Annotated in this window: 20 protein-coding genes, 2 tRNA genes and 1 pseudogene; 16 read left to right on the top strand and 7 right to left on the bottom strand. The window is 64.3% G+C overall.

What is annotated here, in order from left to right:
- The first annotated feature begins 96 nt into the window (after positions 1 to 96).
- The 4 genes and pseudogenes from TX78_RS02130 to TX78_RS02115 all read left to right on the top strand — a co-directional run bounded on the left by TX78_RS02130 (position 97) and on the right by TX78_RS02115 (position 6,169).
- Positions 97 to 1,969: pseudogene (locus tag TX78_RS02130) on the top strand (phosphoenolpyruvate carboxykinase (GTP)).
- Between the two features lie 148 nt (positions 1,970 to 2,117).
- Entirely contained in the window at positions 2,118 to 2,978 is an 861-nt protein-coding gene (locus TX78_RS02125) for an ABC transporter ATP-binding protein (RefSeq protein ID WP_233722126.1), read from the top strand.
- Between the two features lie 33 nt (positions 2,979 to 3,011).
- Complete coding sequence (locus tag TX78_RS02120; protein ID WP_044493141.1) at positions 3,012 to 4,010, top strand: ABC transporter substrate-binding protein; 999 nt, start codon at positions 3,012 to 3,014, stop codon at positions 4,008 to 4,010.
- 29 nt (positions 4,011 to 4,039) lie between these two features.
- Complete coding sequence (locus tag TX78_RS02115; RefSeq protein WP_049897326.1) at positions 4,040 to 6,169, top strand: iron ABC transporter permease; 2,130 nt, start codon at positions 4,040 to 4,042, stop codon at positions 6,167 to 6,169.
- Between the two features lie 49 nt (positions 6,170 to 6,218).
- Here TX78_RS02115 and TX78_RS02110 read toward each other — a convergent pair whose 3' ends face one another.
- Positions 6,219 to 7,631, bottom strand: a complete 1,413-nt coding sequence (locus TX78_RS02110; RefSeq protein WP_044493574.1) for a phosphomannomutase/phosphoglucomutase — start codon at positions 7,629 to 7,631, stop codon at positions 6,219 to 6,221.
- Between the two features lie 47 nt (positions 7,632 to 7,678).
- Between TX78_RS02110 and TX78_RS02105 the strand changes: the two genes are divergently transcribed.
- The 3 genes from TX78_RS02105 to TX78_RS02095 all read left to right on the top strand — a co-directional run bounded on the left by TX78_RS02105 (position 7,679) and on the right by TX78_RS02095 (position 9,169).
- On the top strand, positions 7,679 to 8,506 hold the full coding sequence (locus TX78_RS02105) for a hypothetical protein (RefSeq protein ID WP_044493140.1): 828 nt from the start codon (positions 7,679 to 7,681) through the stop codon (positions 8,504 to 8,506).
- Positions 8,507 to 8,631: 125 nt separating this feature from the next.
- Positions 8,632 to 8,722, top strand: a tRNA-Ser gene (locus tag TX78_RS02100).
- A 24-nt stretch (positions 8,723 to 8,746) separates the two neighbouring features.
- Complete coding sequence (locus tag TX78_RS02095) at positions 8,747 to 9,169, top strand: hypothetical protein (protein ID WP_044493138.1); 423 nt, start codon at positions 8,747 to 8,749, stop codon at positions 9,167 to 9,169.
- Here TX78_RS02095 and TX78_RS02090 read toward each other — a convergent pair.
- The 5 genes from TX78_RS02090 to tmk form a co-directional block, all read right to left on the bottom strand.
- Positions 9,166 to 9,594 carry an NUDIX hydrolase gene (locus TX78_RS02090; RefSeq protein ID WP_044493136.1) on the bottom strand — a complete coding sequence of 143 codons (429 nt, stop codon included), beginning with the start codon at positions 9,592 to 9,594 and terminating at the stop codon, positions 9,166 to 9,168. The two genes, TX78_RS02095 and TX78_RS02090, sit on opposite strands and share 4 nt — an antisense overlap.
- Positions 9,595 to 9,633: 39 nt before the next feature.
- A tRNA-Thr gene (locus TX78_RS02085) sits at positions 9,634 to 9,706 on the bottom strand.
- Between the two features lie 103 nt (positions 9,707 to 9,809).
- Positions 9,810 to 11,375: an alpha/beta hydrolase gene (locus TX78_RS02080; protein WP_049897324.1), complete on the bottom strand. Its 1,566-nt coding sequence runs from the start codon at positions 11,373 to 11,375 to the stop codon at positions 9,810 to 9,812.
- Positions 11,376 to 11,404: 29 nt separating this feature from the next.
- A complete protein-coding gene (locus TX78_RS02075) occupies positions 11,405 to 12,565 on the bottom strand; it encodes a DNA polymerase III subunit delta' (RefSeq protein ID WP_044493131.1) in 1,161 nt (386 codons plus the stop codon).
- A complete protein-coding gene (gene tmk / locus TX78_RS02070) occupies positions 12,562 to 13,218 on the bottom strand; it encodes a dTMP kinase (protein WP_044493129.1) in 657 nt (218 codons plus the stop codon). The genes TX78_RS02075 and tmk overlap by 4 nt, the downstream gene beginning before the upstream one ends.
- A 110-nt stretch (positions 13,219 to 13,328) precedes the next feature.
- Here tmk and TX78_RS02065 point away from each other — a divergent pair, with 110 nt between their 5' ends.
- The 4 genes from TX78_RS02065 to TX78_RS02050 all read left to right on the top strand — a co-directional run bounded on the left by TX78_RS02065 (position 13,329) and on the right by TX78_RS02050 (position 16,917).
- Positions 13,329 to 14,684, top strand: a complete 1,356-nt coding sequence (locus tag TX78_RS02065; protein WP_233722125.1) for a trans-sulfuration enzyme family protein — start codon at positions 13,329 to 13,331, stop codon at positions 14,682 to 14,684.
- A gap of 9 nt (positions 14,685 to 14,693) precedes the next feature.
- Entirely contained in the window at positions 14,694 to 14,996 is a 303-nt protein-coding gene (locus tag TX78_RS02060) for a DUF2516 family protein (RefSeq protein ID WP_049897322.1), read from the top strand.
- A 33-nt stretch (positions 14,997 to 15,029) separates the two neighbouring features.
- Positions 15,030 to 15,776 carry a phosphoglyceromutase gene (locus TX78_RS02055; RefSeq protein WP_044493127.1) on the top strand — a complete coding sequence of 249 codons (747 nt, stop codon included), beginning with the start codon at positions 15,030 to 15,032 and terminating at the stop codon, positions 15,774 to 15,776.
- 157 nt (positions 15,777 to 15,933) lie between these two features.
- The gene (locus TX78_RS02050; RefSeq protein ID WP_049897320.1) at positions 15,934 to 16,917 is read left to right on the top strand and encodes a hypothetical protein; all 984 of its coding nucleotides are present in this window, start codon (positions 15,934 to 15,936) and stop codon (positions 16,915 to 16,917) included.
- A 91-nt stretch (positions 16,918 to 17,008) separates the two neighbouring features.
- Here the strand turns inward: TX78_RS02050 and phoU are convergent, their stop codons facing one another.
- Positions 17,009 to 17,665, bottom strand: coding sequence for a phosphate signaling complex protein PhoU (gene phoU, locus TX78_RS02045; protein ID WP_044493125.1), 657 nt, complete (start codon positions 17,663 to 17,665; stop codon positions 17,009 to 17,011).
- A gap of 192 nt (positions 17,666 to 17,857) precedes the next feature.
- Here phoU and TX78_RS02040 point away from each other — a divergent pair, with 192 nt between their 5' ends.
- The 5 genes from TX78_RS02040 to TX78_RS02020 all read left to right on the top strand — a co-directional run bounded on the left by TX78_RS02040 (position 17,858) and on the right by TX78_RS02020 (position 25,333).
- Positions 17,858 to 19,105, top strand: coding sequence for a sensor histidine kinase (locus TX78_RS02040; protein ID WP_081652494.1), 1,248 nt, complete (start codon positions 17,858 to 17,860; stop codon positions 19,103 to 19,105).
- A complete protein-coding gene (locus TX78_RS02035) occupies positions 19,102 to 19,782 on the top strand; it encodes a response regulator transcription factor (protein ID WP_044493124.1) in 681 nt (226 codons plus the stop codon). The genes TX78_RS02040 and TX78_RS02035 overlap by 4 nt, the downstream gene beginning before the upstream one ends.
- A gap of 78 nt (positions 19,783 to 19,860) precedes the next feature.
- Positions 19,861 to 21,522: a bifunctional phosphoribosylaminoimidazolecarboxamide formyltransferase/IMP cyclohydrolase gene (gene purH / locus TX78_RS02030; protein WP_044493119.1), complete on the top strand. Its 1,662-nt coding sequence runs from the start codon at positions 19,861 to 19,863 to the stop codon at positions 21,520 to 21,522.
- Between the two features lie 131 nt (positions 21,523 to 21,653).
- On the top strand, positions 21,654 to 23,003 hold the full coding sequence (gene mgtE, locus TX78_RS02025) for a magnesium transporter (RefSeq protein ID WP_049897318.1): 1,350 nt from the start codon (positions 21,654 to 21,656) through the stop codon (positions 23,001 to 23,003).
- A 110-nt stretch (positions 23,004 to 23,113) separates the two neighbouring features.
- A complete protein-coding gene (locus TX78_RS02020; protein ID WP_044493117.1) occupies positions 23,114 to 25,333 on the top strand; it encodes an NADP-dependent isocitrate dehydrogenase in 2,220 nt (739 codons plus the stop codon).
- The last annotated feature ends 111 nt before the right edge of the window (positions 25,334 to 25,444 follow it).

Genomic DNA, 25,444 nt, shown 5'->3' with positions numbered 1-25,444 from the left:
GCGGACAGTGCGGTCCGTACTTCGGCTTCAGCCGGTGCTGAAACCCTTCGATATTCCGGCACGTGGGGAAGAGGCGGCAATCAGAACCTGTACCCAATGGAGGGAAAAACAGTGACCACCGTTGCAACGGCGCCCGGTGCTGACAAGCTGGCCCAGAACATCGCTGCAGATGCTCCAACCACTCACCAGCCACTTATCAATTTCGTCGCCCAGATCGCCCAGCTGACTCGGCCGGAGAATATCCACTGGGTGGATGGCTCCGAAGCCGAATACACCAAGCTCACCGATGAGCTAGTGGAAGCGGGAACCCTGACCCGACTGACCAGCCCGGATTTCCCAAACTCCTTCGCGGCGTTTTCGGATCCCGCCGACGTCGCGCGGGTGGAGTCTCGAACGTTCATCTGCTCCGAGCGTGAGCGCGATGCTGGCTTCACCAATAACTGGGTGGACCCAACAGAAATGCGACAGACCCTCAACGGCGTCTTCGACGGCGCCATGCGTGGACGCACGATGTACGTCATACCCTTCGTTATGGGGCACCTTGAGGCCGATGACCCGAAGTTCGGTGTCGAGATCACTGATTCCGCCTACGTGGTGGCCAGCATGCGGATCATGGCCCGCATCGGCACCGATGTTCTGCGCAAGATCGAAGAGCTCGACGCGTTTTTTTGTACCCGCCGTGCACTCAGTGGGCGCACCGCTGGAGCCCGGCCAGCAGGACGTGCCCTGGCCCTGCAATGAGGAGAAGTACATCGTCCACTTCCCTTCAGAGCGGGAGATCTGGTCCTACGGCTCCGGATACGGCGGCAACGCGCTGCTGGGCAAGAAGTGCTATGCCCTGCGGATCGCCTCAGTGATGGCCCGCGATGAGGGCTGGCTCGCCGAGCACATGCTCATTCTCAAGCTCACCAGCCCGGAGGGGCGCAGCTACCACGTCTCCGGGGCCTTCCCCTCGGCCTGCGGCAAGACCAACCTTGCGCTCATCGACCCCACTCTGGAGGGCTGGAAGGCCGAAACCCTCGGCGATGACATCACCTGGATCCGCCCCGGCCCCGACGGCGAGTTCCGCGTAGTCAACCCCGAGGCCGGCTACTTCGGTGTGGCTCCGGGCACCGGCTGGCACACCAACGCCAATGCGATGCGCGCCATCGCCAAGGGCAACTCCATCTTCACCAACTGCGCGCTCACCGACGACGGCGGCGTCTGGTGGGAGGGGATGACCGAGGAGCCGCCGGCCCACCTGACGGACTGGCAGGGCAACGACTGGACTCCTGATTCCGGGCGGCCGGCCGCGCACCCCAACGCCCGCTTCTGCACGCCCATCGACCAGACCGACATGCTGGCCGATGAGTACTTCGAACCCAACGGCGTGAAGCTGGACGCCATCCTCTTCGGCGGGCGGCGCAAGACCACCGTGCCGCTGGTCACCGAGTCCCGGGATTGGAACCACGGCATCTTCTTCGGAGCAACGCTGAGCTCGGAGACCACAGCCGCCGCCGAGGGGCAGGTCGGAACAGTGCGGCGGGACCCCATGGCGATGCTGCCGTTCATCGGCTACGACGCCGGCGACTACCTCAACCACTGGGTGGAGGTCTCAGGCAAGGCTGACCCGGACAAGCTGCCGAAGATCTTCCTGGTCAACTGGTTCCGCCGCAACCGCGACGGCGGCTTCGCCTGGCCCGGATTCGCTGAGAACACCCGCGTGCTGAAGTGGATCGTCGAGCGGATCGAAGGGCGCGGAGAGGCCGTGGAGACCGCCATCGGCTACACCCCGATGCCTGAGGCCTTGGATCTGAGCGGCCTGGACGTGGCGGAGACCGATATTGAGGACGCCCTGAAGGTCGACCCGCAGGAGTGGACCGAGGAGCTGGCCGACATCGAGCAGTGGTTCGCCTGCTTCGGCGAATCCCTGCCGGCCTCTATCCGCGAGGAGCTCGAGGAGCTGCGCAGCCGGGTTCAGCCCGCCTGACAGTCCGAGCAGAGGGCCGGGAAGCGCGGTGCTTCGGCACCCCTCCCGGCCCTTTCGGCTGTCAGCATGAGACGCTGCAGCGATGCGTCAGAGCGCCCGACTAAAAAAGTGTTAGGTGAACCTATGCTGCATTGGGTAATATGCAGCTGTGCAAAAAGTTGAGATGACTCGGGCAGCCACCTTCCACGGTCGCGACGTCACCGTCTCCTACGGCGAACGGCAGATTGTTCACGGGGTCGACGTCGACCTCATCCCCGGAGCGGTCACTGCCCTGATCGGTCCCAACGGCAGCGGAAAAACCACGCTCCTGCGCGGAATGTCCCGCCTCACCGCAGCTGAGGGAGCCCTCGCCCTCGACGGTGAGGAGCTGAGCTCCTTCTCCCCGCGCAGCTTTGCCAAGCGCCTGACAATACTGGCACAGCAGCGGCCGACTCTCTCCGGTCTGACGGTGGCCGAAGTGGTGGAGCTGGGCCGGCATCCCCACCGAAGCCGATTCGGGCGCACGGATCCCGGCGGGGCCGAGGCTGTGCAGCGCGCCGTGGCGCTGACCGGCCTGGAGCAGCTGAAGCACCGCCCGGTCTCCGAACTCTCCGGCGGACAGCTGCAGCGCGTGTGGTTGGCGGCCTGCCTGGCCCAGCAGACGGACGTGCTGCTGCTGGACGAGCCCACCACGTTCCTGGATCTGAAGCACCAGATGAGCCTGCTGGACCTCATCCGCGAGCTCGCCGACCTGCACGGATTGACCATCGGCGTGGTGCTGCACGACTTGGAGCAGGCCGCCGATATCGCTGACCACGTGGTGCTGCTGGACGAAGGCCGCGTCGTCGCCGCCGGAACCCCAGAGACGGTGATGACCTCCGAGCTGCTCAGCGAGGTCTACGGGGTGCCGATCCACGTGGCGCCCATGCCTGGCGGCGGACTGGCGGTGCGCGCCCAGCGGGCCGGGCGCCGCGGCGTTCACCAGGAGAAGCGCGCCGAGTACGCCTCCGCAGCACCGGCAGCCGCCTGATATCTACCACCGACCTACTGGAAGGACAATCACATGACCCTGACCACCTCTGCTCCGGTTCGCTGGCTGCTGGCAGCTGCGACGCTGAGCACTTTGGCGCTGACCTCCTGCGGCACCACCGACGTGGACGGAGGTGGCCAGAACGCCGATCCGGCCGGGGAGTCCATCACCGTCACCGATTACGCAGGCGAAGAGGTCACCCTGGAGGGACCCGCTCAGCGGGTGGTCACCCTGGAGTGGGCTCAGACCGAGAACGTGGAGCTGCTGGGCGGCAACCACGTGGGTATGGCGGATCTGGAGGGCTACGAGGCCTGGGCCTCGGCCGCGGAGGTGGATGAGGACGTCGTCGACGTCGGGCTGCGCACCGAGCCCAGCCTGGAAGCCATCGGACAGGCGAACCCTGACCTGATCCTGGGAGTGGAGGGGTCTGTCCCGGACGGCCTGCGCGCCGACCTGGAGGAGATCGCCCCGGTAGTGCTGCAGGAGCCGGCCGACGCCTCCGACCCGCTGGGACATATGGAGCGCACCTTCTTCCAGACCGCCGAGCTGCTGGGCGCCCAGGAGCGCGCCGAGGAGATCTGGGCCGACTATGAGCAGACCCTGGACGAGGCCGGCCAGCAGATCGCCGACGCCGGCGCTGAAGACACCCCGTTCGTGGTGCTCTACCCCTCAGTGGAGGGCAACACCGCGACCTTCCGGATGCACGGACCTGGGGCGTTGGCCAGTGCCGTGGGCGAGGAGCTGGGACTGAGCACCGCCTGGGAGGATGAGGGAGACCCCGAATGGGGGATCAGCACCTCCGACGTCGAAGGGCTGATGGCGCTGCCGGAGGACACCGAGATCTTCTGGTGGACCGCCTCCACTGAGCCGGAGAACCCCTTCGCGCCCCTGAAGGACTCCGCTGCGTGGAACTCCCTGAGCTTTGTGGAGCAGGACCGGATGTACCCGGTCGAGCGCATCTGGATCTACGGCGGCCCAGGCTCTGCCATGCAATGGGCAGAGTACGTCTCTGAGACTGTCGCCGGCAGCTGAGCGCAGACGCCGCGCATCGACCCGCTGACGTGACACAGACCCCCGACGCCCTGGCCGCCGGCCGCACGGCAGCTGCTGAGCGGACCACCCCCGCGCGGGCACGTGCGGCTGTGCTCACTGTGCTGGTCCTTGGTGCGGCTGTGCTGGTGCTGCTCAGCGCAGTGCACCTAACCCAGGGAACATCCCAGGCCACCGCCGGTCAGCTGCTGGGCGCCCTGCTCAGCGGTGAGGACTCACAGCTGGCAGGCATCGCAGTGGACTCCAGGCTACCCAGACTGATCGGCGGCGTGGCCGTGGGGGCCGTGCTGGGGCTTTCCGGCTGCGCGCTGCAGGCCATGACTCGCAACCCGCTGGCTTCCCCGGACACTCTTGCGGTCAACGCCGGAGCGCATCTGGCTTTGACCGCGGCCGCGGCCTTCGGCATCAGCCTGCCGCTGATGAGCTCGGCGGCACTGGCCTTCACCGGAGGCTTCCTGGCCGCCGGGCTGGTGCTTGCGCTGACCGGGTTCTCCGAGTCCGCGCCCATCCGGCTGGTGCTGGCCGGAACTGTGGTGGCGATGGGGCTGGCCTCGGTAACCGCAGCACTGCTGATGATCTATGCCCAGTCCACCCAGGGCCTCTTCCTCTGGGGCGCCGGCACGCTTAACCTCTCTGGTCTCAATGGTGTGCTGCGGCTGCTGCCGGTAGTGCTGGCCGCGGCGGCCGTGCTGGTGCTGCTGGCCCGCTCCACCGATGTGCTCTCCCTGGGCAGCGACACCGCTCAGTCCATGGGAGTCCGGGTCACCGCGGTGCGCGCCGGGCTGCTGGTCTGCTCGGTGCTGCTGGCCTCCTGCGCAGTGACCATGGTGGGCCCGCTGGGCTTCGTAGGACTCTGTGCCCCCGCCATTGTGCGGCTGCTCTCCACCCGGGTGATCCGCTTCGGCCGCTTCGGCTGGGCGCTGGCCGGCTCCGCACTGCTGGGGGCTCTGATCGTCATCGGAGCCGATGTGGGGGTGCGTGCGGTCTTCCTCGACGGAATCTTCGGCTTCACCGATCCCAGCCTTGCTGTGGGCATCCCCACCGGCGTTGTGACCTCCCTGCTGGGCGCGGGATTCCTGGTGGTGCTGGCTATCCGGATGCGCAGCGCAGGCGGAAACCAGGAGATCAGCGCAGTGGGGGTGCCCAGCGCGGTCCGGCTGAGCCGGCGAGTCACCGTGCTGGTGGTCAGCTGCACGCTGCTGGCGGCCCTGGTGGTGGCCGGCATGCTGCTGGGGGACTGGTGGCTGCGGCTGGGAGACGTACTGCTGTGGCTGGGCGGCGAGGCGCCGCGGAGCATCGAGATCACCCTGGACTTCCGTGCCCCGCGCGTGGCCGCGGCTCTGCTGGCCGGCGCTGCCCTGGCAGCGGCCGGGGCTCTGGTGCAGACGGTGACCCGCAATCCGCTGGCGGAGCCGGGAATCCTCGGGGTCGCAGCCTCCGGAGGAGCCGGTGCCGTCATCGCCCTTATTGTGCTTCCCACCGGATCGGCCTGGACGATGTCCGCCGGTGCGGCCGCCGGCGCAGTGCTGGCCGGACTGATCGTCTTCGCGCTGGCCAGCTCCCCGGCAGGGAGCCCGGAAAAAGTGGTGCTGGTCGGCATCGGGGTGATGACGGCGGCCCAGGCGGTCACTCAGCTGCTGATCGCCACCGCGCATCCGCACAGCCAGGCGATGGCGATCTCCTGGCTGGGAGGCTCCACCTTCGGCACCGCCTGGCGGGACCTGGGGCCGCTGACTCTGATGCTGGTCGCCAGCCTGCCGGTGATGATCTTCCTGCGCCGCGAACTGGACCTGATCAGCATCGATGACATCACCCCGCGCGTGCTGGGCGTCTCCCTGACCACTGTGCGCGGTGCCGCACTGACCGTGGCGGTCGTGCTCTCGGCCGCCTCAGTCACTGCAGTGGGAGTGATCAGCTTCGTCGGGTTGGCGGCTCCGCATGCCGCCCGCATGCTCATCGGCCGTGAGCACCGCTGGTTCCTCCCGATCTCCGCCCTCCTGGGAGCGGCACTGGTCTCGATCTCCGACACCTTCGGGCGCAGCGTCATCGCCCCGTACCAGCTCCCTGCCGGACTGGTGGTGGCCGTCATCGGCCCTCCGTACCTGCTCTGGCTGCTGAAGCGCTCCACAGCCAAGACCTGAGCCGTGACCGGCGCGGCAGCAGAACAGACCTGCGTCGTCGCAGCCAGCCTCAGGCGCTGCGCACCAGCTGCAGCACCTCGTCCCGCACCGCGGCCATCTGCTCCTGAGTGTGGGCCTCACCGTTGAACCGCAGGAAGGGTTCGGTATTGGAGGGCCGCAGGTTGAACCACCAGCTGCCATCGGCGGCGCTGACAGTGACTCCATCCATGCGTCCGATGGCGACGTCGCGATCTGCGAAGGCTTCCAGCACTCGAGCCACTGCAGCGTCCTTGTCCTCCACCTTGGAGTTGATCTCCCCGGAGGCGAAGTAGGGGTTGTACTCGGCAGCCAGTTCATGAAGCCCCAACTGCTGCTCACCCAGGGCTGCCAGCACATGCATCGCGGCAAGCATTCCGGTATCGGCGTTGAAGAAGTCACGGAAGTAGTAGTGCGCCGAGTGCTCACCGCCGAAGACGGCCTGCTCCTGAGCCATCACGGCCTTGATGAAGGAGTGCCCCACACGGGTCTCGACGGCGCGGCCGCCCTCGCGCTCCACCAGTTCCGGGACCGCCCGGGAGGTGATCAGATTATGGATGATGACCGGAGTGTCCTCGCCAGCCGCCTTGGCGCGGGCGATCTCACGCCGGGCCACAAGCGCGGTCACGGCAGAAGGCGAAACCGGCTCACCACGCTCATCGATGACGAAACAGCGGTCGGCGTCGCCGTCGAAGGCCAGCCCAATATCAGCCCCGTGCTCCACTACGGCCTTCTGCAGGTCGCGCAGATTCTCGCTCTCCAGCGGGTTAGCAGGGTGATTGGGGAAGGTTCCGTCGAGTTCAAAGTACAGCGGGATGATCTCCAGCGGCAGCGCCTGAAGCACAGCATCGCCCAGCACCGCAGGAGTGGTCATGCCAGCCATACCGTTAGCGGCATCCACCACCACCTTCAGCGGCCGAATGCCGGAGAGGTCCACTAGCGAACGCAGATATTCGGAGTAATCCGCAAGCAGCTCGGAAGTATCGGTGCTGCCGGTGGTTTCTACTGCGGGGATGTGGCCGGCCTTGAGGTAGGCCTGGGCGGCGTCGCGGATATCCTCCAGCCCAGTGTCCGCGCTCAGCGGGACAGCGCCGGCTTTAGCCATTTTCATGCCGTTGTACTCAGCCGGGTTGTGGCTGGCGGTGAAGACCACCCCGGGTGCCTGCAGCTGGCCCGAGGCGAAGTAGAGCATATCGGTGGAGATCACGCCCAGCTGTGTGACCTGCGCCCCGCGCGCCACCGCACCTTCAGTGAACGCGGCAGCGAATTCCGGGGACGAGGGGCGCATATCTCCGCCCACCAGCACGCGCTGGCCGGTCAGTCCCAGGACGTCCACAAAAGCCGCACCTACAGCGCGGACCGATTCGGCGGTGATGGTCTCGCCTACGAGTCCGCGGACGTCATAGGCCTTGAAAGAGGCAGAAAGATCAGTAGTCACGGGGCACATCCTATCCAGCATGCCTCGTATTCAGCTCAGTTGCGTAGACTACGCCCATGGAAATCGTGGTGGTGCTTGCGGTAGGCGTACTGCTGTTCCTGGGTGTGCGGATGTTCATGCAGCGACAGGCGCAGCGAATGAACCAGCGGCTGCAGGAAGAGATCACTCCGCAGCGGGCACGTGAAGCAGCGCTTGCTCTCAATGACGAGCAGCACAAGGCCATCTACCAGGCCATTGGCGTGGAGGATGCTCGCCGCGCCCTGGGCCTATTCAAGGAAGCCACGGGCGCTTCGATCAAGGACTCCATCGTCGCGGTGCAGGCGCTGCACAGGTATCCGCAGAGTGCGCCGTCGGCCATCCGATTCGAAGAGGACTTCAACCTCAACTCCGAGGACGACATCAAGGACGAGTCCCTGGAAGATGCCATTGATGATCTGCGAGAAGACCTCAACGAAGAGGGTCCCATTGCAGAGGCAGATCCCAATACCGGTGAAATCCTCGGAGAGAACAGCAATAACGTGCCGGATATCCCCGGCGGCGAGCAGCCCAGTGTGTGGGACGAGGAGAAGAACGACGACGACGTCGACGCCCGGGCCCGTGAACTGCTGGAGAAGTCCGGCTTCGACCCGGATAAAGAACTGACCATCCCGGAGGACTGGGATGTGGCAGGTGAGGACCAGGCTGGTTTCCATCTTGAGGTTCAGCGCGGTGAGGAGAAGATCACGCTCTCCCATGAGGACTTACAGCCCTGGGTGCATGATCAGCTCTATGCTCTGCTGCGTGACGACGAGGTAGACCAGGCCGCAAGCCTGTTGGCGGCCAACTCACCGCTGACCCATGAGGAAGCCCACCGGTTCCTGGTGGTCTTCAAGAACCAGAGCTAACCCTTAGAACTCCTGTACGCCGGGGATGCTGTGGTGATGGCTTCTTGCAGCGGCACGCGGGCTACAGCGCGAGCACTAAGTCCTCGAGTCGCGTATAGTGTCTTTCTGGACTTTTCGCAGTCCAAGGAGGGCTGTCCGAGCGGCCGAAGGAGCTGGTCTTGAAAACCAGTGTGCGGCAACCCCGTACCGTGGGTTCGAATCCCACGCCCTCCGCCATTGGGCCCGATGCATAGGCAGGTCATGAAGATCTTCACGCGCCGACGTCGCGCAAGGCGTCTGGAGAAGGAGCTCGGCACCGGGCTCTGGAGGCAGGCTCATGATCGCTATGTGCGCGGCCTGGATCGGTATCACCAGATTCTGGAAGGGATCGAGGATGATGCCGTCTATAACCAGCTGGTGCCTATCGGCGATAGTTTGGCAGAGCGGCTGAACACTGTTTTTGAACTGTGCCAACGCGCCCACCAGCATTTCCCCGCTGATGGTATGCACGTTCCGGGCGGAGCCAATGCCCTGCATTCTGCACTTTCGCGGGCAGCCAATCATGTGGCCACTACAGCTGAAGCTGCGGCGATGGTCAGGCTGCAGCACGGGGATGTTCAGGCCGTCCAGAGGCGGGCCGAACAGGTCCATGCCTGTCTGGATCAGGCTGAAGCTGCCCTCTAGATGAGCCCGGCCATTCTGCGGCCGATATCCACTAAAGTGACGCGCTCAAGCTGCTCGACCTCTTCGGGAGTGAACCAGCCGACGTCGTCCGTTGAGCCCTCCTGCTCAACTGCCAGCTCCCCACCGGTGATCTGGGCGCGGTAGACAATGCGCAGCGCCTGCAGGGCAGTGCCCTGTTCCTCCTGGCGGATGCGGCGGTCTGCAGGAATCACCATACTGTCGATTCCCAGCAGCTGCTCGAGTTCGGCGGTGTAGCCAGTTTCCTCGTAGATCTCTCGGATGACTCCATCGGCGGGGTCCTCACCGGGATCGATGCCGCCACCGGGCAGGGTCCATCCGCCGTAGTGTCCGGTCTGCCAGTGGGGCAGTAATAGGCGGTTGTTTTCGTCGGTGATGATGGCATAGGCCGCGACTCTGATATCCATGGCAGTTCCAGCCTACGGCAGAGTAGAAAGAGAGTTCGGAGCCTCCAACCGGATTTGAACCGGTGACCTTTCCATTACGAGTGGAATGCTCTACCAGCTGAGCTATGGAGGCGCGCGGGCGCGCGAGTCAACTTTACCCGCAGAGCAGGCGGCTGCGCCAACTGCGCGCTGAACGGTCCCGGAGAGTGACCAGGGCGGCGTCTTGCGGTCTGGACTTAGCAGTCCTGGCGCCCCTGGAAGAGCTCCCCGGAGGTCAAGTATTCATCCACCACGTCAGTGACGCAGCTATTGCCCGGGCGATAGGCGATATGACCCTCAGCATCGGACACCAACAGCGAGGATGCCGGAATCTGTAGGTGCATGTCCTCGGCCCAGGCCACCGGGGTCGCAGGATCGCCGGTGGTGGAGAGCAACAGGACCTGCTCCACCTCGGGCAGCTCAGGCTCCCAAGGCTCATTCACTGGCGGGTAGGGCCACTGGGAGCACAGCACGCCGTCGTGACCCATGTAGGGGCCAAAAGTCGGAGCGCGCTCATTGAGTTCCTGCTGCTCAGCCTCAATCTCTTCCTGGGTCTGCGCGGTGGGATAGTCCAGGCACATCACAGCCCGGAACGCCCAGGTGTTGATCCACTCATAACTGCCATCTGGCCCGCGGCCAGCCTGCAGGTCCGCCCAGTACTGGAAAGCGTAGAAATCATCCTCCGTCACCGCGGCGGTGAGGCCATCGCGCAAGGGACCCCATCCCTGCGGGTGGTAGAGCGGGGTGATGAAGCCGCTTACTAATGTAGAAGCATTCAGGAGGCGGCCATCGGGCATCGTCCGGGGGTTCTGCTGGACATCGGTGAAAACCTCCTGCACACCGGCCACCACGTCCTCTGCCTCGCCTTCCACCGGGCACTGGTCGGACTCAGCACACCAGGCGGCGAAGCTCTCCAGAGCCGATTCAAAGCCGGCCGTCTGGGTCACAGCAAGCTCGTGTGCATCCAAGGAGACATCCATGACCGAGTCCAGCACGAACCGGCCGACGTACTCCGGGAACAACTCCGCATAGGCCAGGCCGAGCTTGCTGCCATAGGAGAACCCCACATAGTGCAGCTCATCCTGGTCAAGCACCGCCCGCATAATGTCCATGTCCTTGGCTGCGGAGAAAGTGTCCACATAACCCAGCAGCTCACCACTGTGTTCGTGGCATTGCTGAGCGATCCGTTCAGCGTCGGCGAAGGCCGCGGCGTAGGCGGCGTCGTCGTCGAGATCCGTGTCCCCGACCTGCTGACGATAGGCATCCATCTGCGTATCATCCATGCACACCACCGGAGTGGAACGGTGCACGCCGCGGGGATCAAAACCGACGATGTTGAATTCATCCAGCACCTGAGGTGTCACCGTAGCGCTGAGATTATGGGCAACGGCGTCAACACCCGATTGCCCCGGCCCTCCGGGATTGGTCAGCAGGTAGGGACGATCCTCGAGGGAACTGGTGATCAGGGCGAGCTCAATCTGGGTCCCCTGGGGATCCTCATAATCGAGGGGGACCGCGAGGCTGGAACAGCGCATATGCTCATCCACCCCGGTTTCGCAGTCCTCCCAGTTCAGCTGCTGCTGGTAGAACTCCTCCAGTTCAGCTGGGGGAGCAGCCCGGTCCTGGGCCTCAGAGACACCAGTTCCGCCGGTTGCATCCGGTTCAGGCCCTGGCGAGGGTCCGCCCCCTGGGCTGCTGCAGGCACTGACCACAAGCACGACGGCGGCCAGTGACGTCAAGACTGATCGACGGCGGCTGGTCACAGGCGAGGTCCTCTCCACGGTGTTTTCCCCTATCCCCGAATCCGGCGGGGTATCACCTGCATCATCAGGGCCTCCATCGCCAGCGCCGGCGGAACATTCTGTGTGATCCGCAGCCGAGCGGCATTCAGCGCATCCAGGCACTGCAGCGCCTGCTCAGCGCTGATCTGCCCGGCATAGTCGGTCAGTTCCCGGCGCAGCTGTTCATTGATCAGCTCTACGCCGGCGCCGAGCTTCAGACTCAGGACATCCCGGTACACCGCAGCTAAGTCGATCAGCGTGCGATCCAGCGCATCAGCCACCGCGCGCTTAGCCCGCCGGGTGTTCTCCTCTTCGAGCCGTTTGAACTGGCTGCGCAACTTGGCCGGAATCTTCTCCTCCGGTTCAAGACCCAAAGAGCGGCGCAGCTGCTCCTGGTCCTTGGCCAGGCGAACCTCTGATTCGGCAGCGGCGTCGTCCTGCGCAGTCTTGACCAGCTCCGCGGCTGCCAGCACCGCCTGGGACGCCGTGCGCACCCGCAACGGCAGAGACACCACCTGTTCACGACGACGACGCGCCTCGGGATCTGCCGCCAGCCGGCGCGCCACCCCAATATGGTTCTGCGAAATGCGCGCGGCAAATGCGGCCTGATCAGGGCTGAGCCCGTCACGTTCAATGAGCAGCCGGGCCACCTCATCGGTGGGTGGGATGCGCAGACTCACCTGCCGGCAGCGCGAACGGATGGTCACCAGCACATCAGCCGGGCTGGGCGCGCACAGCACCCAGATAGTCTGCGGGGGAGGCTCCTCGATGGCTTTGAGCAGCACATTCGTGGCCCGTTCGGTCATGCGGTCAGCATCCTCGACGACGATGACTCGCCAGCGGGCACCCTGCGGCCGGTCCTGAGCGGTGGTCACCAGCTCGCGGACATCCTCGATCCGGTACGTCACATTCTCTGTGGAGACCATAGACACCGAGGGGTGACCGCCTGCTGCGATCAACTGACAGGACTTGCACTGACCACATCCCGGCGTGGCACCAGGCGCGGTTGCCTCGCAGTTCAGTGCAGCAGCGAAGGCCCGCGCGGCATTGGACCGGCCTGAGCCCGGCGGTCCGGTAAACAACCAGGCGTGGGTGGGCGCACCGGAGGACGCAGCGGCTACCAGCTGCTCCACCACCGGCGCCTGGCCCACCAACTCATCAAAGACACTCATAGTGCCACCGCTGAATTCTTCAGCATCGGCTGCAGTCTGACCTGGATCTGCTGGTGGATCTGCGCAGGTTCCGCGGCGGCATCAACCACCAGGTAGCGCTGCGGCTCAGCAGCGGCTCGGTCCAAGAATGCGGCGCGGAGACTGGCGCGGAAAGTGTCATCAGCTGATTCCATGCGGTCCGCTGCTCCGCCGTCGCGCTGTGCCTGGCGAGCTCGGGAGACGGCGGGGTCGATATCCAGGACCACCGTAAGATCAGGTGTCAGGCCCGACGTGGCCCAGTCATTGAGCTCTGCGATAGCAGCGGCTCCCAGCCCGCGGCCTACGCCCTGATAGGCCACCGAAGAATCCACGTAGCGGTCGCAGAGCACCAGCGCCCCACGCCGCAGGGCCGGCAGGATTCGCTGCTGAACATGTGCGGCACGGGACGCGGCGAACAGCAGTGCCTCAGTGCGCGGATCCACCTCGCCGTGACCATGTTCGAGCACCAGCGCTCGGATGCGCTCCCCGATGGGTGTGCCCCCGGGCTCCCGGGTGCGCTCCACTGTCACACCGCGCTGGGTCAGCCACTGTTCAAGCAGCGAAAGCTGGGTGGTCTTGCCCGCGCCGTCGCCGCCTTCCAGCACTATGAAGAGCCCACGATTCTGATCAGTCACGGCTTAAGCCTATCGACCGGTCCTGACATCACCGACTTATGAAGTCCGGTATCTGAACTGAGTGGCCTGCCACACCGGTGCAGGAGGCCGGACTGGGATACCGTGACCTTGTGAGCACGGAGTCCTCGAATATCAGCCAGCCCCAGGGCAGTCACCCCCAGGGCAGCCAGCACGAACGCACCTATGTGGTCTCCGCCGGGCGCGGGTCCCACCAAGGGCACGCACCGGTGAACCAGCCGGTGGACTTCACGTCCACCTACAGCTATGTCCCGGGCGCGCAGCCAGCGGAGGAGACTCCCGGCGGCCAGCACTGGGCCTACGCCCGAGAGGGGATGCCCTCCTGGCAGCCCTTGGAGGAACTGCTGGCGCAGCTGGAGGCCGGGACCCGCTCCACCTATCAGGCCCAGGGATTCATCACCACTGCTGAGGACCACCCCGTGCCGGTGCTTCCGGGTCTGCTGTTCTCATCCGGAATGGCGGCGATCTCCGCTGTGCTGCATCTGCTGCCGCCGGGAGGTCATCTCATCCTGCCGCGGCACAGCTATATGGGTTTCACCACGCTAGCCCAGCAGCTGGCTGATCAAGGTCTGCTGACCCTGCATCCGGTGGACATCGCTGATACCGACCATGTCATCAGCACCATCCAGGACATCTCCACCTTGGCGCAGGCCCAGGATGCTCCCGTCATGCTCTGGGTGGAGTCGCCCACCAATCCCATGCTGGAGGTCGCGGATCTTCCGGCGTTGCTGGCGGCGGCGAAGAAGCGCGGGGTGCTCACTGCGGTGGACAACACCTTTGCCACTCCGCTGCGGCAGCGCCCGCTGAAGTACGGCGCGGATGTGGTGGTTCACTCGGTGACCAAGTTCATCTCCGGCCATTCTGACCTCATCATGGGTGTGGCGATCACCGGCAACCCGCAGCTGCACCAGAAGCTTCACCTGCACCGCACTCTCCACGGCGCCATCCCTGGCCCGATGGAGGTCTATTTGGCGCTGCGCGGGGTGCGTACCCTGGCCGTGCGGTTGGACGCCGCAGAGTCCAACGCTGCGCAGCTGGCTCACCGGCTGCAGGAGCTCACCGGAGGCTCAGCTGCCGGCGAGCGGCCCCTGCACCTCAAAGCAGTGAACTATCCGGGTCTGCCCAGTCACCCGCAGCACGAGCGGGCAGCGCAGCAACTCGGCGGATTCGGCGCGATCCTTACCATTGAGCTCGACGGCGACGGTGAAAGAACTCCCGCGCAGGTAGCTGATGATGTTCTGGCCGCTCTGACCTTGTGGACCCCGGCCACCAGCCTCGGGGGCGTGGAGTCACTGGCCGAGCGGCGGCGTCGTCATCCCGGGGAACCCGAGTCCGTCCCGGACGGGCTGATTCGGCTCTCGACCGGCATCGAACATATTGAAGATCTCTTCGCTGACCTGCTCAACGCGCTGCGAACCGCCGCTGAGGATCAGCGGAGCATCGGCTAGCATCGAGGTATGCAGTTACCTTCCATCTGGCAGCTGGCCGTCACTATGGAGTTCTACCTCCATCTGGCTTTCACCATCGGTTGCCTTGTGCTGGCCGTGGTGGCGCTCATCAAGTGTCTGCCGAAGAACGCCCAGCGCTTCGACATCGCGTTTAAGCGCACCAAGGGCTTCTGGATGCTCATGACCGGTGGCGCCTGCCTCTTGGCGCTTATCGGCCTGCTGGGGGCAGGGCCCTTCGGGATGCTCTTCCCGGTAGCCGCTGCCTGCATCGCCGCGGTGTACCTCACCGACGTCGACCCCGAAGTTTCCTAAGACCCTTCTCAATGTGAGGATCAGCAACCGCTTATGGCATACGACCTGATTCTGCTCCGCCATGGACAGAGCGACTGGAACCAGAAGAACCTCTTCACCGGCTGGGTGGACGTCCAGCTGACCGAGCAGGGGCGTGCAGAAGCTGCCCGCGGCGGCGAGCTGCTGGCCGAGCATGATCTGCTCCCCGATGTGGTCCACACCTCCCTGCTGCAGCGAGCCATTACCACCGCACACCTGGCTCTGGAGACTGCTGGCCGACTGTGGATCCCGGTGAAGCGCGACTGGCGCCTGAACGAGCGCCACTATGGTGCTCTGCAGGGCAAAGACAAGACCCAGATCCGGGAGACCTACGGTGATGAGCAGTTCATGACCTGGCGGCGCTCCTACGACACTCCGCCGCCGGCCATCGACGCCGACGACGAGTACTCCCAGGTTGGCGATCCCCGCTATGCGGATCTTGGCGATGCCGCCCCTCAGACCGAGTGCCTCAAGGACGTCGTCGACCGTTTTGTGCCCTATTTCGAGACTGAGGTGCAGGACGATCTGAAGTCCGGGAAGACTGTGCTGCTGGCTGCTCACGGCAACTCGTTGCGCGCACTGGTCAAGCACCTGGACGGCATCAGCGATGAAGACATCGCGGGGCTGAACATCCCCACCGGTATCCCGCTGCATTACAAGCTGGATGAGAACTTCAAGCCGGTGACCCCCGGCGGAACCTACCTGGACCCCGAGGCAGCCAAGGCCGCCATTGAGGCTGTGGCCAACCAGGGGAAGAAGTAGCGCTAACACCCAACAACGTCCCTCGGGCGCAAAACGTAAAGAAACTGCCGGAACTCCTGCTGATTTGCAGGGAGTTCCGGCAGTTTCTTTACGTTTTCTTTTCCACAGCTCGACGACGGGCGTCCCGCCGCTGCCGGGTTTGGGCCAGGCTGGCACTATGCGACCGCCAACGCCTCTGCCGAGCCAGCTGATCGGCCGCGTCTTCACGCGAGCCGAGGCGTTCGCTCTCGGGATTCGGGACCGGCGCCTGGGCGCCCGCGATATTGAGCGGCTTGGCAGAGGCACCTATCGGCATCTTCCGCTGGCCGATCAAGTGGCCGTATCAGGGGCGCCGTCGCAGACCTCTTCTCCGGAGCCGGCGGAGCATGCTGCGCTGCTGGCGGCGCTGTGTCGCAGGTCGGCGGCAGTGCGGGTGAGTCATCTCAGCGCCGCCAAGCTCTACCGACTCCGCCTTCCTGCGCGATGGGAGCAGGATTCTCGGGTGACTCTGACAGCTCAAGGGAGAACTCATCAGTCCGACGTCGATCCGTTAGTGGTCATCCACAGGGTGGCTGCGGCACCGGTGCGCAGGCGATGGATTCAAGGTGTGCCCGTGACTGAACCCGCTGAACTGTTCGTTGAGTTGGCTCGGTACCTGACACGCGATGAGCTGATCAGCTTTGGGGATCAACTGGTGCGTCTCCCGCGTCCCCGTCTGGAAGGGCGCAGCCACCCTTGGTGCAGCATCGCCGATCTGAATGAGGCCGTGAAGCTGGGCAAGGGACGGCATGGCATCATTCGGGCGCGGGAAGCCGTCGAGCTGGTCCGAGTCGGCGCGGACTCGCCGCCGGAGACGGCTATGCGTCTTGGGATTGGCCGGGCCGGGCTGCCGGAGCCTGAGCTGCAGATCAAGCGCGACCCGCAGGACCCCTATTCGGCTGAGGGCGACGCCGGCTACCGAGATCGGCGGATTGTTCTGCAATACGAAGGGGAACATCATTTCAGCGCCGAACAGCAGGCCCGAGACCAGCGTCGCAACGCAGAGTTCGCTCACGCAGGATGGACGGTCATTCAAGTCAATCGCGTGGATCTGGCGGAGAACTTCTCTTCGATGCTGAGGCGGCTGAGGGTGCTGCTGGGCAATGGGCCGGAACTTACGTAAAGAAACTGCCGGAACTGACCCTGATTGGCAGGGAGTTCCGGCAGTTTCTTTACATTATTCGCAACGACGGCGGGTGGTTGCGTCTAGGCGCTCAGGCGGTGGGCTCAGCTTCCCACTGGCCTGTGACCAGGTAGAGCACCTTCTTCGCCACCGAGACACCGTGGTCGCCGAAGCGCTCGAAGTACCGGCTGGTCAGGGCCGAGTCCACGGTGGCCGAGGGCGAAGCGTCCCAGTTATCAGCCGCGATAGCGGTGAAGATTCCGGCGTGCAGCTCGTTGATCTGCTCATTCAGCGCAGCGATTTCAGCCACCAGGTCTACCTGGCGGGTGACCAGCAGCTCCACCAGCTTCTTAGCGATCTGGATGTCCTTCTCGGCCATCTGCCGGTACACATCCACCAGCTGCTGAGGAGCAACCGGATCCGGATAGCGCAGCCGCACCAGCTGAGCGATGTGTCGGGCCAGATCTCCCATGCGCTCCAGCGAGGCGGACATCCGGAGCGCACCAACGATCAGGCGCAGGTCTCCAGCTACCGGACCCTGGAGTGCCAGCAGTTCGATGGCTTTCTCATCGAGGTCGTTCTGCAGCGTGTCGATCCGGGTGTCAGCAGCGATGACTTCCTCGGCCAGCTGCACATCAGCAGTCTCGTAGGCCCGGTAGGCTTTCTCCATTGCCTCGGAGACAAGCACGGAGATATCGGTCAGTTGGTCTCCGAGCTTATGGAGATCCTCCTGGAAGAGTTTGCGCACGTTACGCGGTTCCTTTCCTCGACGGGCCCTGTGTTGGCTCCTGGGACGCAGTATGCACCCAATATCTTCAGGTACTTGGGTAAACGCGCTCTGAGGTTCTAGGCAACCAGAAGATGAACAGAACGTGAACGATTAACGCCGGGCCGTCATGTGGGCAACACGAGGGTGAGCAAGAGCATAAGCTGGAGGATCGTGGACCCCCTGCTCATTGCTGCCCTCTCCGGCGCCGTCGGACTCGCCATCGGCGTGGTGGGCATGCATGCCTTCAGAGTCAGCGAACGACAGCGTGCCGCCGGTATCGACGTCGATGAACCCACCATGCCCGAAGGCGCCACCGAGGTTCTTGCCTCTCTGGGGCTGGCCTATATCGTGGTTGACACCGTCGACGGCGTGGTGCGCGCCAACCCTGCCGCCTACGCCTTCGGCCTGGTGCGTGGCCATACCGTGGTCCATCAGGAAGTGCTGGGGCTTACTGCACGGGTCCGCAGCGACGGAGTCATCATTGACCAGCAGCTGGAGCTGACACGCGGACTGCAGGGCGAGACCACGATGGTGGTGCACCTGCGAGTGGCCCCACTGGGGGACGAGTACATTCTTGTGCTTGCTGATGACCGCACCGAAGTCTCTCGCACCGAAGCGGTGCGCAATGATTTTGTCGCTAACGTCTCCCATGAGCTAAAAACTCCCGTCGGAGCGATCTCTCTGCTGGCAGAGACTATCGAAGACGCCGCAGATGATCCCGACGCCGTGGCCCGGTTCTCCCAGCGCCTGCACAAGGAAGCCAACCGGCTGGCTGCGCTTGTCCAGGACATCATTGAGCTTTCCCGAGTCCAGGGCAAGAACGTGGTCCACGCAGGAAAGCCGGTGAACCTCAACTACGTCATCGCTGAAGCTGTGGACCGTTCCCGACTGCCAGCCGAGTCGAAGGGGATAGAGCTCCGCGTGGGCGGGAAGCTACCGCGCCGAGTTCACGGGGACTCCGATCAGCTGACCATGGCCTTCCGGAACTTGATTGATAACGCCGTGCGCTACTCCCCGGACAACACCCGGGTGGGCATCGGGCTGACCAGCCGGGACGGTATCGCCCAGGTCACCATTACGGACCAGGGCATCGGCATCGCCCCGGAGAATCAGGAGCGCATCTTTGAACGCTTCTACCGGGTCGACGCCGCCCGCTCCCGCCAGACCGGTGGCACCGGCCTGGGGTTGAGCATCGTGAAACACGTGATCACCAACCACGGCGGTGAAGTAGCCCTGTGGTCTCAGCCCGGGCGCGGTTCGACCTTCACGGTGCGCCTGCCTGAGCTGGAAGAGGGGCTGGACAGCCTCACCGGCCTCGGCGAAGACCCCGTGGATCTCACCGCCCATCTGAATACCGATGACCTGACAGAAGACACCCAGTCCGCTCGCCGCAGCGCGGGTGAAGGAGGAAACGCGTGACCAGGATTCTCATCGTCGAAGACGAGGCTTCATTCTCGGAGGCGCTCTCGTACACCCTGCAGAAGGAGGGGTACGACGTAGCGGTCGCCGAGGATGGCTTCGAGGCGGTAGAGGTCTTTGACAAAGAGGGCGCCGACCTCGTGCTGCTAGACCTCATGCTGCCTGGTCAGCCGGGTACAGAGGTCTGTCGGCAGATCAGGCTGCGCTCCAAGGTGCCGGTGATTATGCTCACCGCCAAGGATTCAGAGATCGACAAGGTGGTGGGCTTGGAGCTTGGCGCCGATGACTATGTCACCAAGCCCTACTCCTCACGCGAGCTGCTGGCCCGGGTGCGCGCAGTGCTGCGTCGGCACACCGAACCGGAGTTTGATGACTCCTCCACCATTGTGGCCGGTCCTGTCCGGATGGATATTGAACGCCATATCGTAGAGGTGGCAGGCCGAATGGTGAATCTTCCGCTGAAGGAATTCGAGCTGCTGGAGATTCTCATCCGCAACGCCGGGCGAGTGCTGACTCGCGGACAGATCATCGACCGGGTGTGGGGCTCGGACTATGTGGGAGACACCAAAACTCTCGATGTTCATGTCAAGCGGCTTCGATCCAAGATCGAGGCCGACCCCGCCAAGCCGCGGCTGCTCGTGACCGTCCGTGGCCTGGGCTATAAATTCGATGCCTGATCGTCCACGTCGATCAGCGCAGGAGACCGGCGGCTAGACTGGTTCCCGGTCTTGACGGTTCAGCACTAAGGAGCGCCCATGGGTAACGAGCAGACTCTGAATCAGGAGCAGCAGAGCGAGGCGGGAGTTCAGCCCATCAGGCGCGCGCTGATCTCCGTTTTTGACAAGACCGGTCTGGCCGAGCTGGCCCAAGGTCTCCACGATGCCGGTGTGGAGATCGTCTCCACCGGCTCCACCGCCTCCCGCATCGCAGCAGCCGGGGTCCCCGTCATCGAAGTCTCGGAGATCACCGGATTCCCGGAGTGCCTTGACGGTCGGGTCAAGACCCTGCACCCGCGAATCCACGCGGGAATTCTGGCTGATCGTCGCCTGGAGGATCACCGCCGCCAGCTCACCGAGCTCGAGGTGGAGCCCTTCGACCTCGTGGTGGTCAATCTCTACCCCTTCGCCGAGACTGTCGCCTCCGGGGCCTCGGAGGAAGAGATCGTGGAGAAGATCGACATCGGCGGGCCCTCCATGGTGCGCGCTGCCGCCAAAAACCATGCCTCGGTAGCTGTCGTGGTGGATTCGCTGCGCTATAGCGAGACGGTGGCGGCTGCCAAGGAAGGCGGCTTTACGCTGGGCCAGCGCAAGCGTCTGGCAGCACTGGCATTCGCCCACACCGCCGCATATGACACGGCAGTGGCGCGCTGGACCTCCACAGAGTTCGACGACGACTTCGACACTGCTGCACTTCCTGCGCCTCCGGCGGCGGGAGAGAAGAAGCTCCACTTTCCGCCCTACGCCGGCCTGGCGCTGGAGCGGGTCTCCACGCTGCGCTATGGCGAGAACGCGCACCAGCCGGCAGCCCTCTACGCTGAGCAGAACGCAGCCGCGGGTCTGGCCCAGGCCAGCGTGCTGCACGGCAAGGAGATGAGCTACAACAACTACGTCGACGCCGACGCCGCGGTGCGTACGGCTTACGACTTCGATCAGCCGGCCGTGGCGATCATCAAGCACGCCAATCCCTGCGGCGTGGCCGTGGGTGAGACCATTGCCGCGGCTCATGCCGGCGCCCACGCCTGTGACCCGCTCTCGGCTTTTGGCGGCGTCATCGCCGCTAACCGGCCCATCAGTGCGGAGATGGCGCAGGCCGTCAGCGAGGTCTTCACTGAGGTCGTCGTCGCCCCGGATTTCGAGGAGGAAGCGCTGAGCATCCTCACGAAGAAGAAGAACATCCGGCTGATCAAACTGGCCGCCGGACACAGCCGTGACCGCATCGAATACAAGCAGATCTCCGGAGGCATGCTGCTGCAGGCCTCCGACGCCCTGCACGCTGAAGGCGATAGCGCGAAGAACTGGAAGCTGGCATCCGGATCCGCGGCCGACGACGCGACCCTGGCTGACCTCGAGTTTGCCTGGCGCGCAGTGCGCTCGGTGAAGTCCAACGCCATCCTGCTGGCCTCGGCAGGGGCCACCGTGGGCATCGGCATGGGCCAGGTCAACCGCCTGGACTCCTGCCGCTTGGCAGTGCAGCGCGCCAACACCCTGGCTGGCGACGGAGTCGAGCGGGCACGGGGCTCGGTAGCGGCCTCTGACGCATTCTTCCCCTTCGCTGACGGACTGCAGAGTCTGATTACCGCTGGGGTGACAGCTGTGGTGCAGCCCGGCGGTTCGCAGCGCGACAGCGAGGTCATCGCCGCAGCGGAGGAGGCAGGACTGACGATGTACCTCACCGGTGCGCGTCACTTCTACCACTAAGGGCGGGTAGTCTGATGCTTATGAGTCGATCAAGTACCTAGCCCCGCGGCGCAGACCTGTGAAGGTCACGCTGCCGCAGGGGCACGCCGTGACCACAGGCCTTGACCTACTTCACCACAGGGGTGGTATTGATGACTGAACAGCTGGACGAACTTGCAGATCTGATCCGCGATGAGCGGCTGCGTGAACTGCGCGTGGCACTGGATGAGCTCCACATTGGCGACGTCGTCGACTTCCTCGAGCGTCTAGGCGTCAAAGACCGGGCGGTGACTTTCCGGCTGCTGCCCAAGGACACCGCCGTGGAAGTCTTTGACATGCTGGATCAGGCACTGCAGCACGAGATCATCGAAGGCCTCAAAGACGGAGAGGTCGCGCACTTCTTCGAGTCTCTAGAACCCGATGATCGTGTGCGTCTGATGGACGAAATGCCAGCTTCGGTGGCACGGAAGATGCTGCGTCATCTGGATCCGCGCGAGCGGTCGCTGACCAATATCGTGCTGGGCTACCCCTCCGGCACTATTGGGCGTCAGATGAGTCCGGAGTTCGTCGCCATCCCCGAGCACTGGACTGTAAGGCAGGCGATGGAGAAGGTCCGCCGCGCCGGAACCGACGCGGAAACCATCTACACCCTTCCCGTAGTGGACCGTCAGCGGCTGCTCAAGGGCGTGGTGTCACTGCGGGATCTGCTGACTAATGATGATGAGCAGATCGTCGAAGCGCTGATGACCGAGGCAGACTCAGTAGATGCCGATCATGACGCCGAGGATGCGGCACGCCGCTGTGCAGACCGCAAGCATCTGGCCATGCCGGTCACGGACAAAGAGCACCGTGTGGTCGGGATCTTCACCGTGGATGACGCGCTGGACATCCTGGAGCGAGCCGAGTCTGAGGATGCTGCTCGCCATGGTGGTGCCGAACCGCTGCACCGGCCATACCTCTCCACACCGGTGCTGACGATTATGCGCTCCCGAGTGGTGTGGCTGCTGGTGCTCGCCGTCGGAGCTACGCTGACCGTGCAGGTGCTGGACATCTTCGAATCAACCCTGGAGCAGGTCGTAGCTCTGGCGCTGTTTGTGCCGCTGCTGATCGGCACCGGCGGAAATACCGGAAACCAGGCGGCTACAACGGTCACTCGTGCATTGGCGCTGGGCGATATCACCACCAGGGACGTCTTCAAGGTGCTCTGGCGTGAAGTCCGCGTCGGTCTGACTCTGGGGTCGGTGCTGGGAGCACTGGGGTTCGTACTGGTGGGCCTGTGGGGGCCGGGCGATGGCAACCCGTGGGCCATTGCCGCAGTCATCTGCCTGACTCTGGTCTCCATGTGCACCCTGGCGGCCTCCGCCGGCGGGATGATGCCGATCCTGGGTAAGAAGCTCGGCGCAGACCCGGCAGTCTTCGCCAATCCGTTCATCTCCACTTTCGTGGATGCCACCGGCCTGATCGTCTACTTCATGATCGCCCGGGCGGTGCTGGGGCTGTGATCGCCCTGAAGCCCGACGGCGGGGCCACCGGCGGCCGTCGTCGTTGATAGGTTTAGACCCGGACAATTGAAGATCTACACCACACGATCGACCTCGAGGGAGATGCCTGCATGGCAAAGATCATCTATACCAATACCGACGAAGCGCCGATGCTGGCGACCTTCTCGCTGAAGCCCATCGTTGAAGCTTTCGCCTCCACCGCAGGTGTTGAGGTCGAGACCCGCGATATCTCGCTGGCGGGACGCATCATCTCGCAGTTCCCCGACTATGTCGGTGAGGACAAGGCTGAGGCCGATGCCCTGGCCGAGCTCGGTGAGCTGGCCAAGACTCCTGAGGCCAACATCATTAAGCTGCCGAATATCTCCGCGTCGGTGCCGCAGCTGAAAGCCGCAGTTGCCGAGCTGCAGTCCCAGGGCTATGCGCTTCCGGACTACCCGGAGAGCCCCTCCACTGATGAGGAGCGCGAGATTCGTGCCCGCTATGACAAGGTCAAGGGTTCAGCAGTGAACCCTGTGCTGCGCGAGGGCAACTCCGACCGCCGGGCTCCGGCCTCCATCAAGTCCTATGTGCGCGCTAACCCGCACCGCATGGGGGAGTGGAACTCAGCCTCCAAGACTGAAGTGGCCACAATGGGCGTCAACGACTTCGCCTCCAACGAGCAGTCGGTCATCATCGAGTCCGAGGATACGCTGACCTTCCAGCACGTGGCCGCTGACGGTGAGGTCACCGTGCTTAAGGACGGGCTGGCTGTCCAGGCCAGCGAAGTGATCGATGCCACGTTCATGAGCGCTAAGGCCCTGGATGCTTTCCTCGCGGAGCAGGTTCAGCGCGCCAAGGAATCCGATGTGCTCTTCTCCGCGCATCTGAAGGCCACGATGATGAAGGTCTCTGATCCGATCATCTTCGGGCACATTGTGAAGGCCTTCTTCCCGACGATTTTCGAGAAGTTCGGTGCTGAGTTGGCCCAGGCCGGTCTCTCGGCCAATGACGGTTTGGCCTCGATCCTCTCCGGTGCCGAGAAGTTGGGTGAGACCGGTGAAGCCATCAAGTCTGAGTACAAAAAGGCTCTGGAAGAGGGCCCCCGGATGTCCATGGTTGATGACCGCAAGGGCATCACCAACCTGCACGTGCCCTCCGATGTGATTGTGGACGCCTCCATGCCGGCCATGATCCGCAACGGCGGCCAGCTGTGGGGCCCACAGGGCGAGACCGACGACACCCTCGCGGTGATCCCGGACTCCTCCTACGCCGGGGTTTACCAGGCGGTGATCGAGGACTGCAAGGCCAATGGCGCCTTCGACCCGACCACCATGGGCACCGTCCCGAATGTGGGCCTGATGGCGCAGAAGGCGGAGGAGTACGGTTCCCACGATAAGACCTTCGAAATCGAAGCCGACGGCAAGGTCCAGGTCCTCAACTCCGCCGGTGACGTGCTGCTCGAGCACGAGGTGGAGGCAGGCGATATCTGGCGTGCCTGCCAGACCAAGGATGCCCCCGTCCGCGACTGGGTGAAGTTGGCGGTCACCCGCGCTCGGGAAACCGGCGCACCGGCGGTCTTCTGGCTCGACGAGAAGCGCGCCCATGACGCGAACCTGATCTCCAAGGTGGTGCACTACCTTGATGACCACAACACCGATGGTCTGGAGATCAAGATCCTCAACCCCGTGGAAGCCACCAAGTACTCAGTGGAGCGCCTCCGCAACGGGGAGGACACCATCTCCGTCACCGGTAACGTGCTGCGCGACTACCTGACCGACCTGTTCCCGATCCTGGAACTGGGCACCTCCGCGAAGATGCTCTCGATTGTGCCGCTGATGGCAGGCGGTGGCCTCTTCGAAACCGGTGCCGGCGGCTCCGCCCCCAAGCATGTGCAGCAGCTGACCGAGGAGAACTACCTGCGCTGGGACTCCCTGGGCGAGTTCTTCGCGCTGGTGCCCTCTCTGGAAAAGTACGCCGAGCAGGCCTCCGCGCCTAAGGCCAAGGTGCTGGCCTCGGCGCTGGATCGTGCCACTGCGACCTTCCTGATGGAGAACCGCTCCCCAGGACGCAAGCTTGGTACCACCGACAACCGCGGTTCGCACTTCTACCTGGCGCAGTACTGGGCCAAGGAGTTGGCTGAGCAGACCGAGGACGCCGACCTGGCTGAGCAGTTCAAGCCGGTGGCCGAAGCGCTGGTGGCCAACGAGCAGCAGATCGTGGAGGAGCTGCTGGCCGTCCAGGGCTCCCCGGCAGATATCGGCGGCTACTACCGCCCTGACGAGGCGAAGACCACCGCCATCATGCGGCCTTCGCAGACCTTCAACACCATCATCGACGATCTGAAGAAGTAGCCCTTCCTCCGCTCGCGGTGAGCTTCAACGCCCCCGGTCTCCTCTTAAGAGTCCGGGGGCGTTGTGCTTACCAAGGCTCTCTGTTCGGCGCAGAGGATTCCGTTACGGGGT

The organism is Nesterenkonia massiliensis (assembly GCF_000455245.1).
GTDB classification, from domain to species: domain Bacteria; phylum Actinomycetota; class Actinomycetes; order Actinomycetales; family Micrococcaceae; genus Nesterenkonia; species Nesterenkonia rhizosphaerae.
Note: the sequence above shows the minus strand (reverse complement) of the source record. Positions and strands in the feature narration are given on the sequence as shown.

Bases quoted from the DNA above. Each gene is read 5' to 3' on its own strand.
- TX78_RS02095 (WP_044493138.1), top strand. From the start codon at position 8,747: ATGAAGATCTTCACGCGCCGACGTCGCGCAAGGCGTCTGGAGAAGGAG.
- purH (WP_044493119.1), top strand. From the start codon at position 19,861: ATGGGTAACGAGCAGACTCTGAATCAGGAGCAGCAGAGCGAGGCGGGA.
- TX78_RS02060 (WP_049897322.1), top strand. From the start codon at position 14,694: ATGCAGTTACCTTCCATCTGGCAGCTGGCCGTCACTATGGAGTTCTAC.
- TX78_RS02050 (WP_049897320.1), top strand. From the start codon at position 15,934: ATGCGACCGCCAACGCCTCTGCCGAGCCAGCTGATCGGCCGCGTCTTC.
- TX78_RS02055 (WP_044493127.1), top strand. From the start codon at position 15,030: ATGGCATACGACCTGATTCTGCTCCGCCATGGACAGAGCGACTGGAAC.
- TX78_RS02110 (WP_044493574.1), bottom strand. From the start codon at position 7,631: ATGTGCCCCGTGACTACTGATCTTTCTGCCTCTTTCAAGGCCTATGAC.
- TX78_RS02090 (WP_044493136.1), bottom strand. From the start codon at position 9,594: ATGGATATCAGAGTCGCGGCCTATGCCATCATCACCGACGAAAACAAC.
- TX78_RS02075 (WP_044493131.1), bottom strand. From the start codon at position 12,565: ATGAGTGTCTTTGATGAGTTGGTGGGCCAGGCGCCGGTGGTGGAGCAG.
- TX78_RS02120 (WP_044493141.1), top strand. From the start codon at position 3,012: ATGACCCTGACCACCTCTGCTCCGGTTCGCTGGCTGCTGGCAGCTGCG.
- TX78_RS02105 (WP_044493140.1), top strand. From the start codon at position 7,679: ATGGAAATCGTGGTGGTGCTTGCGGTAGGCGTACTGCTGTTCCTGGGT.
- mgtE (WP_049897318.1), top strand. From the start codon at position 21,654: ATGACTGAACAGCTGGACGAACTTGCAGATCTGATCCGCGATGAGCGG.
- TX78_RS02020 (WP_044493117.1), top strand. From the start codon at position 23,114: ATGGCAAAGATCATCTATACCAATACCGACGAAGCGCCGATGCTGGCG.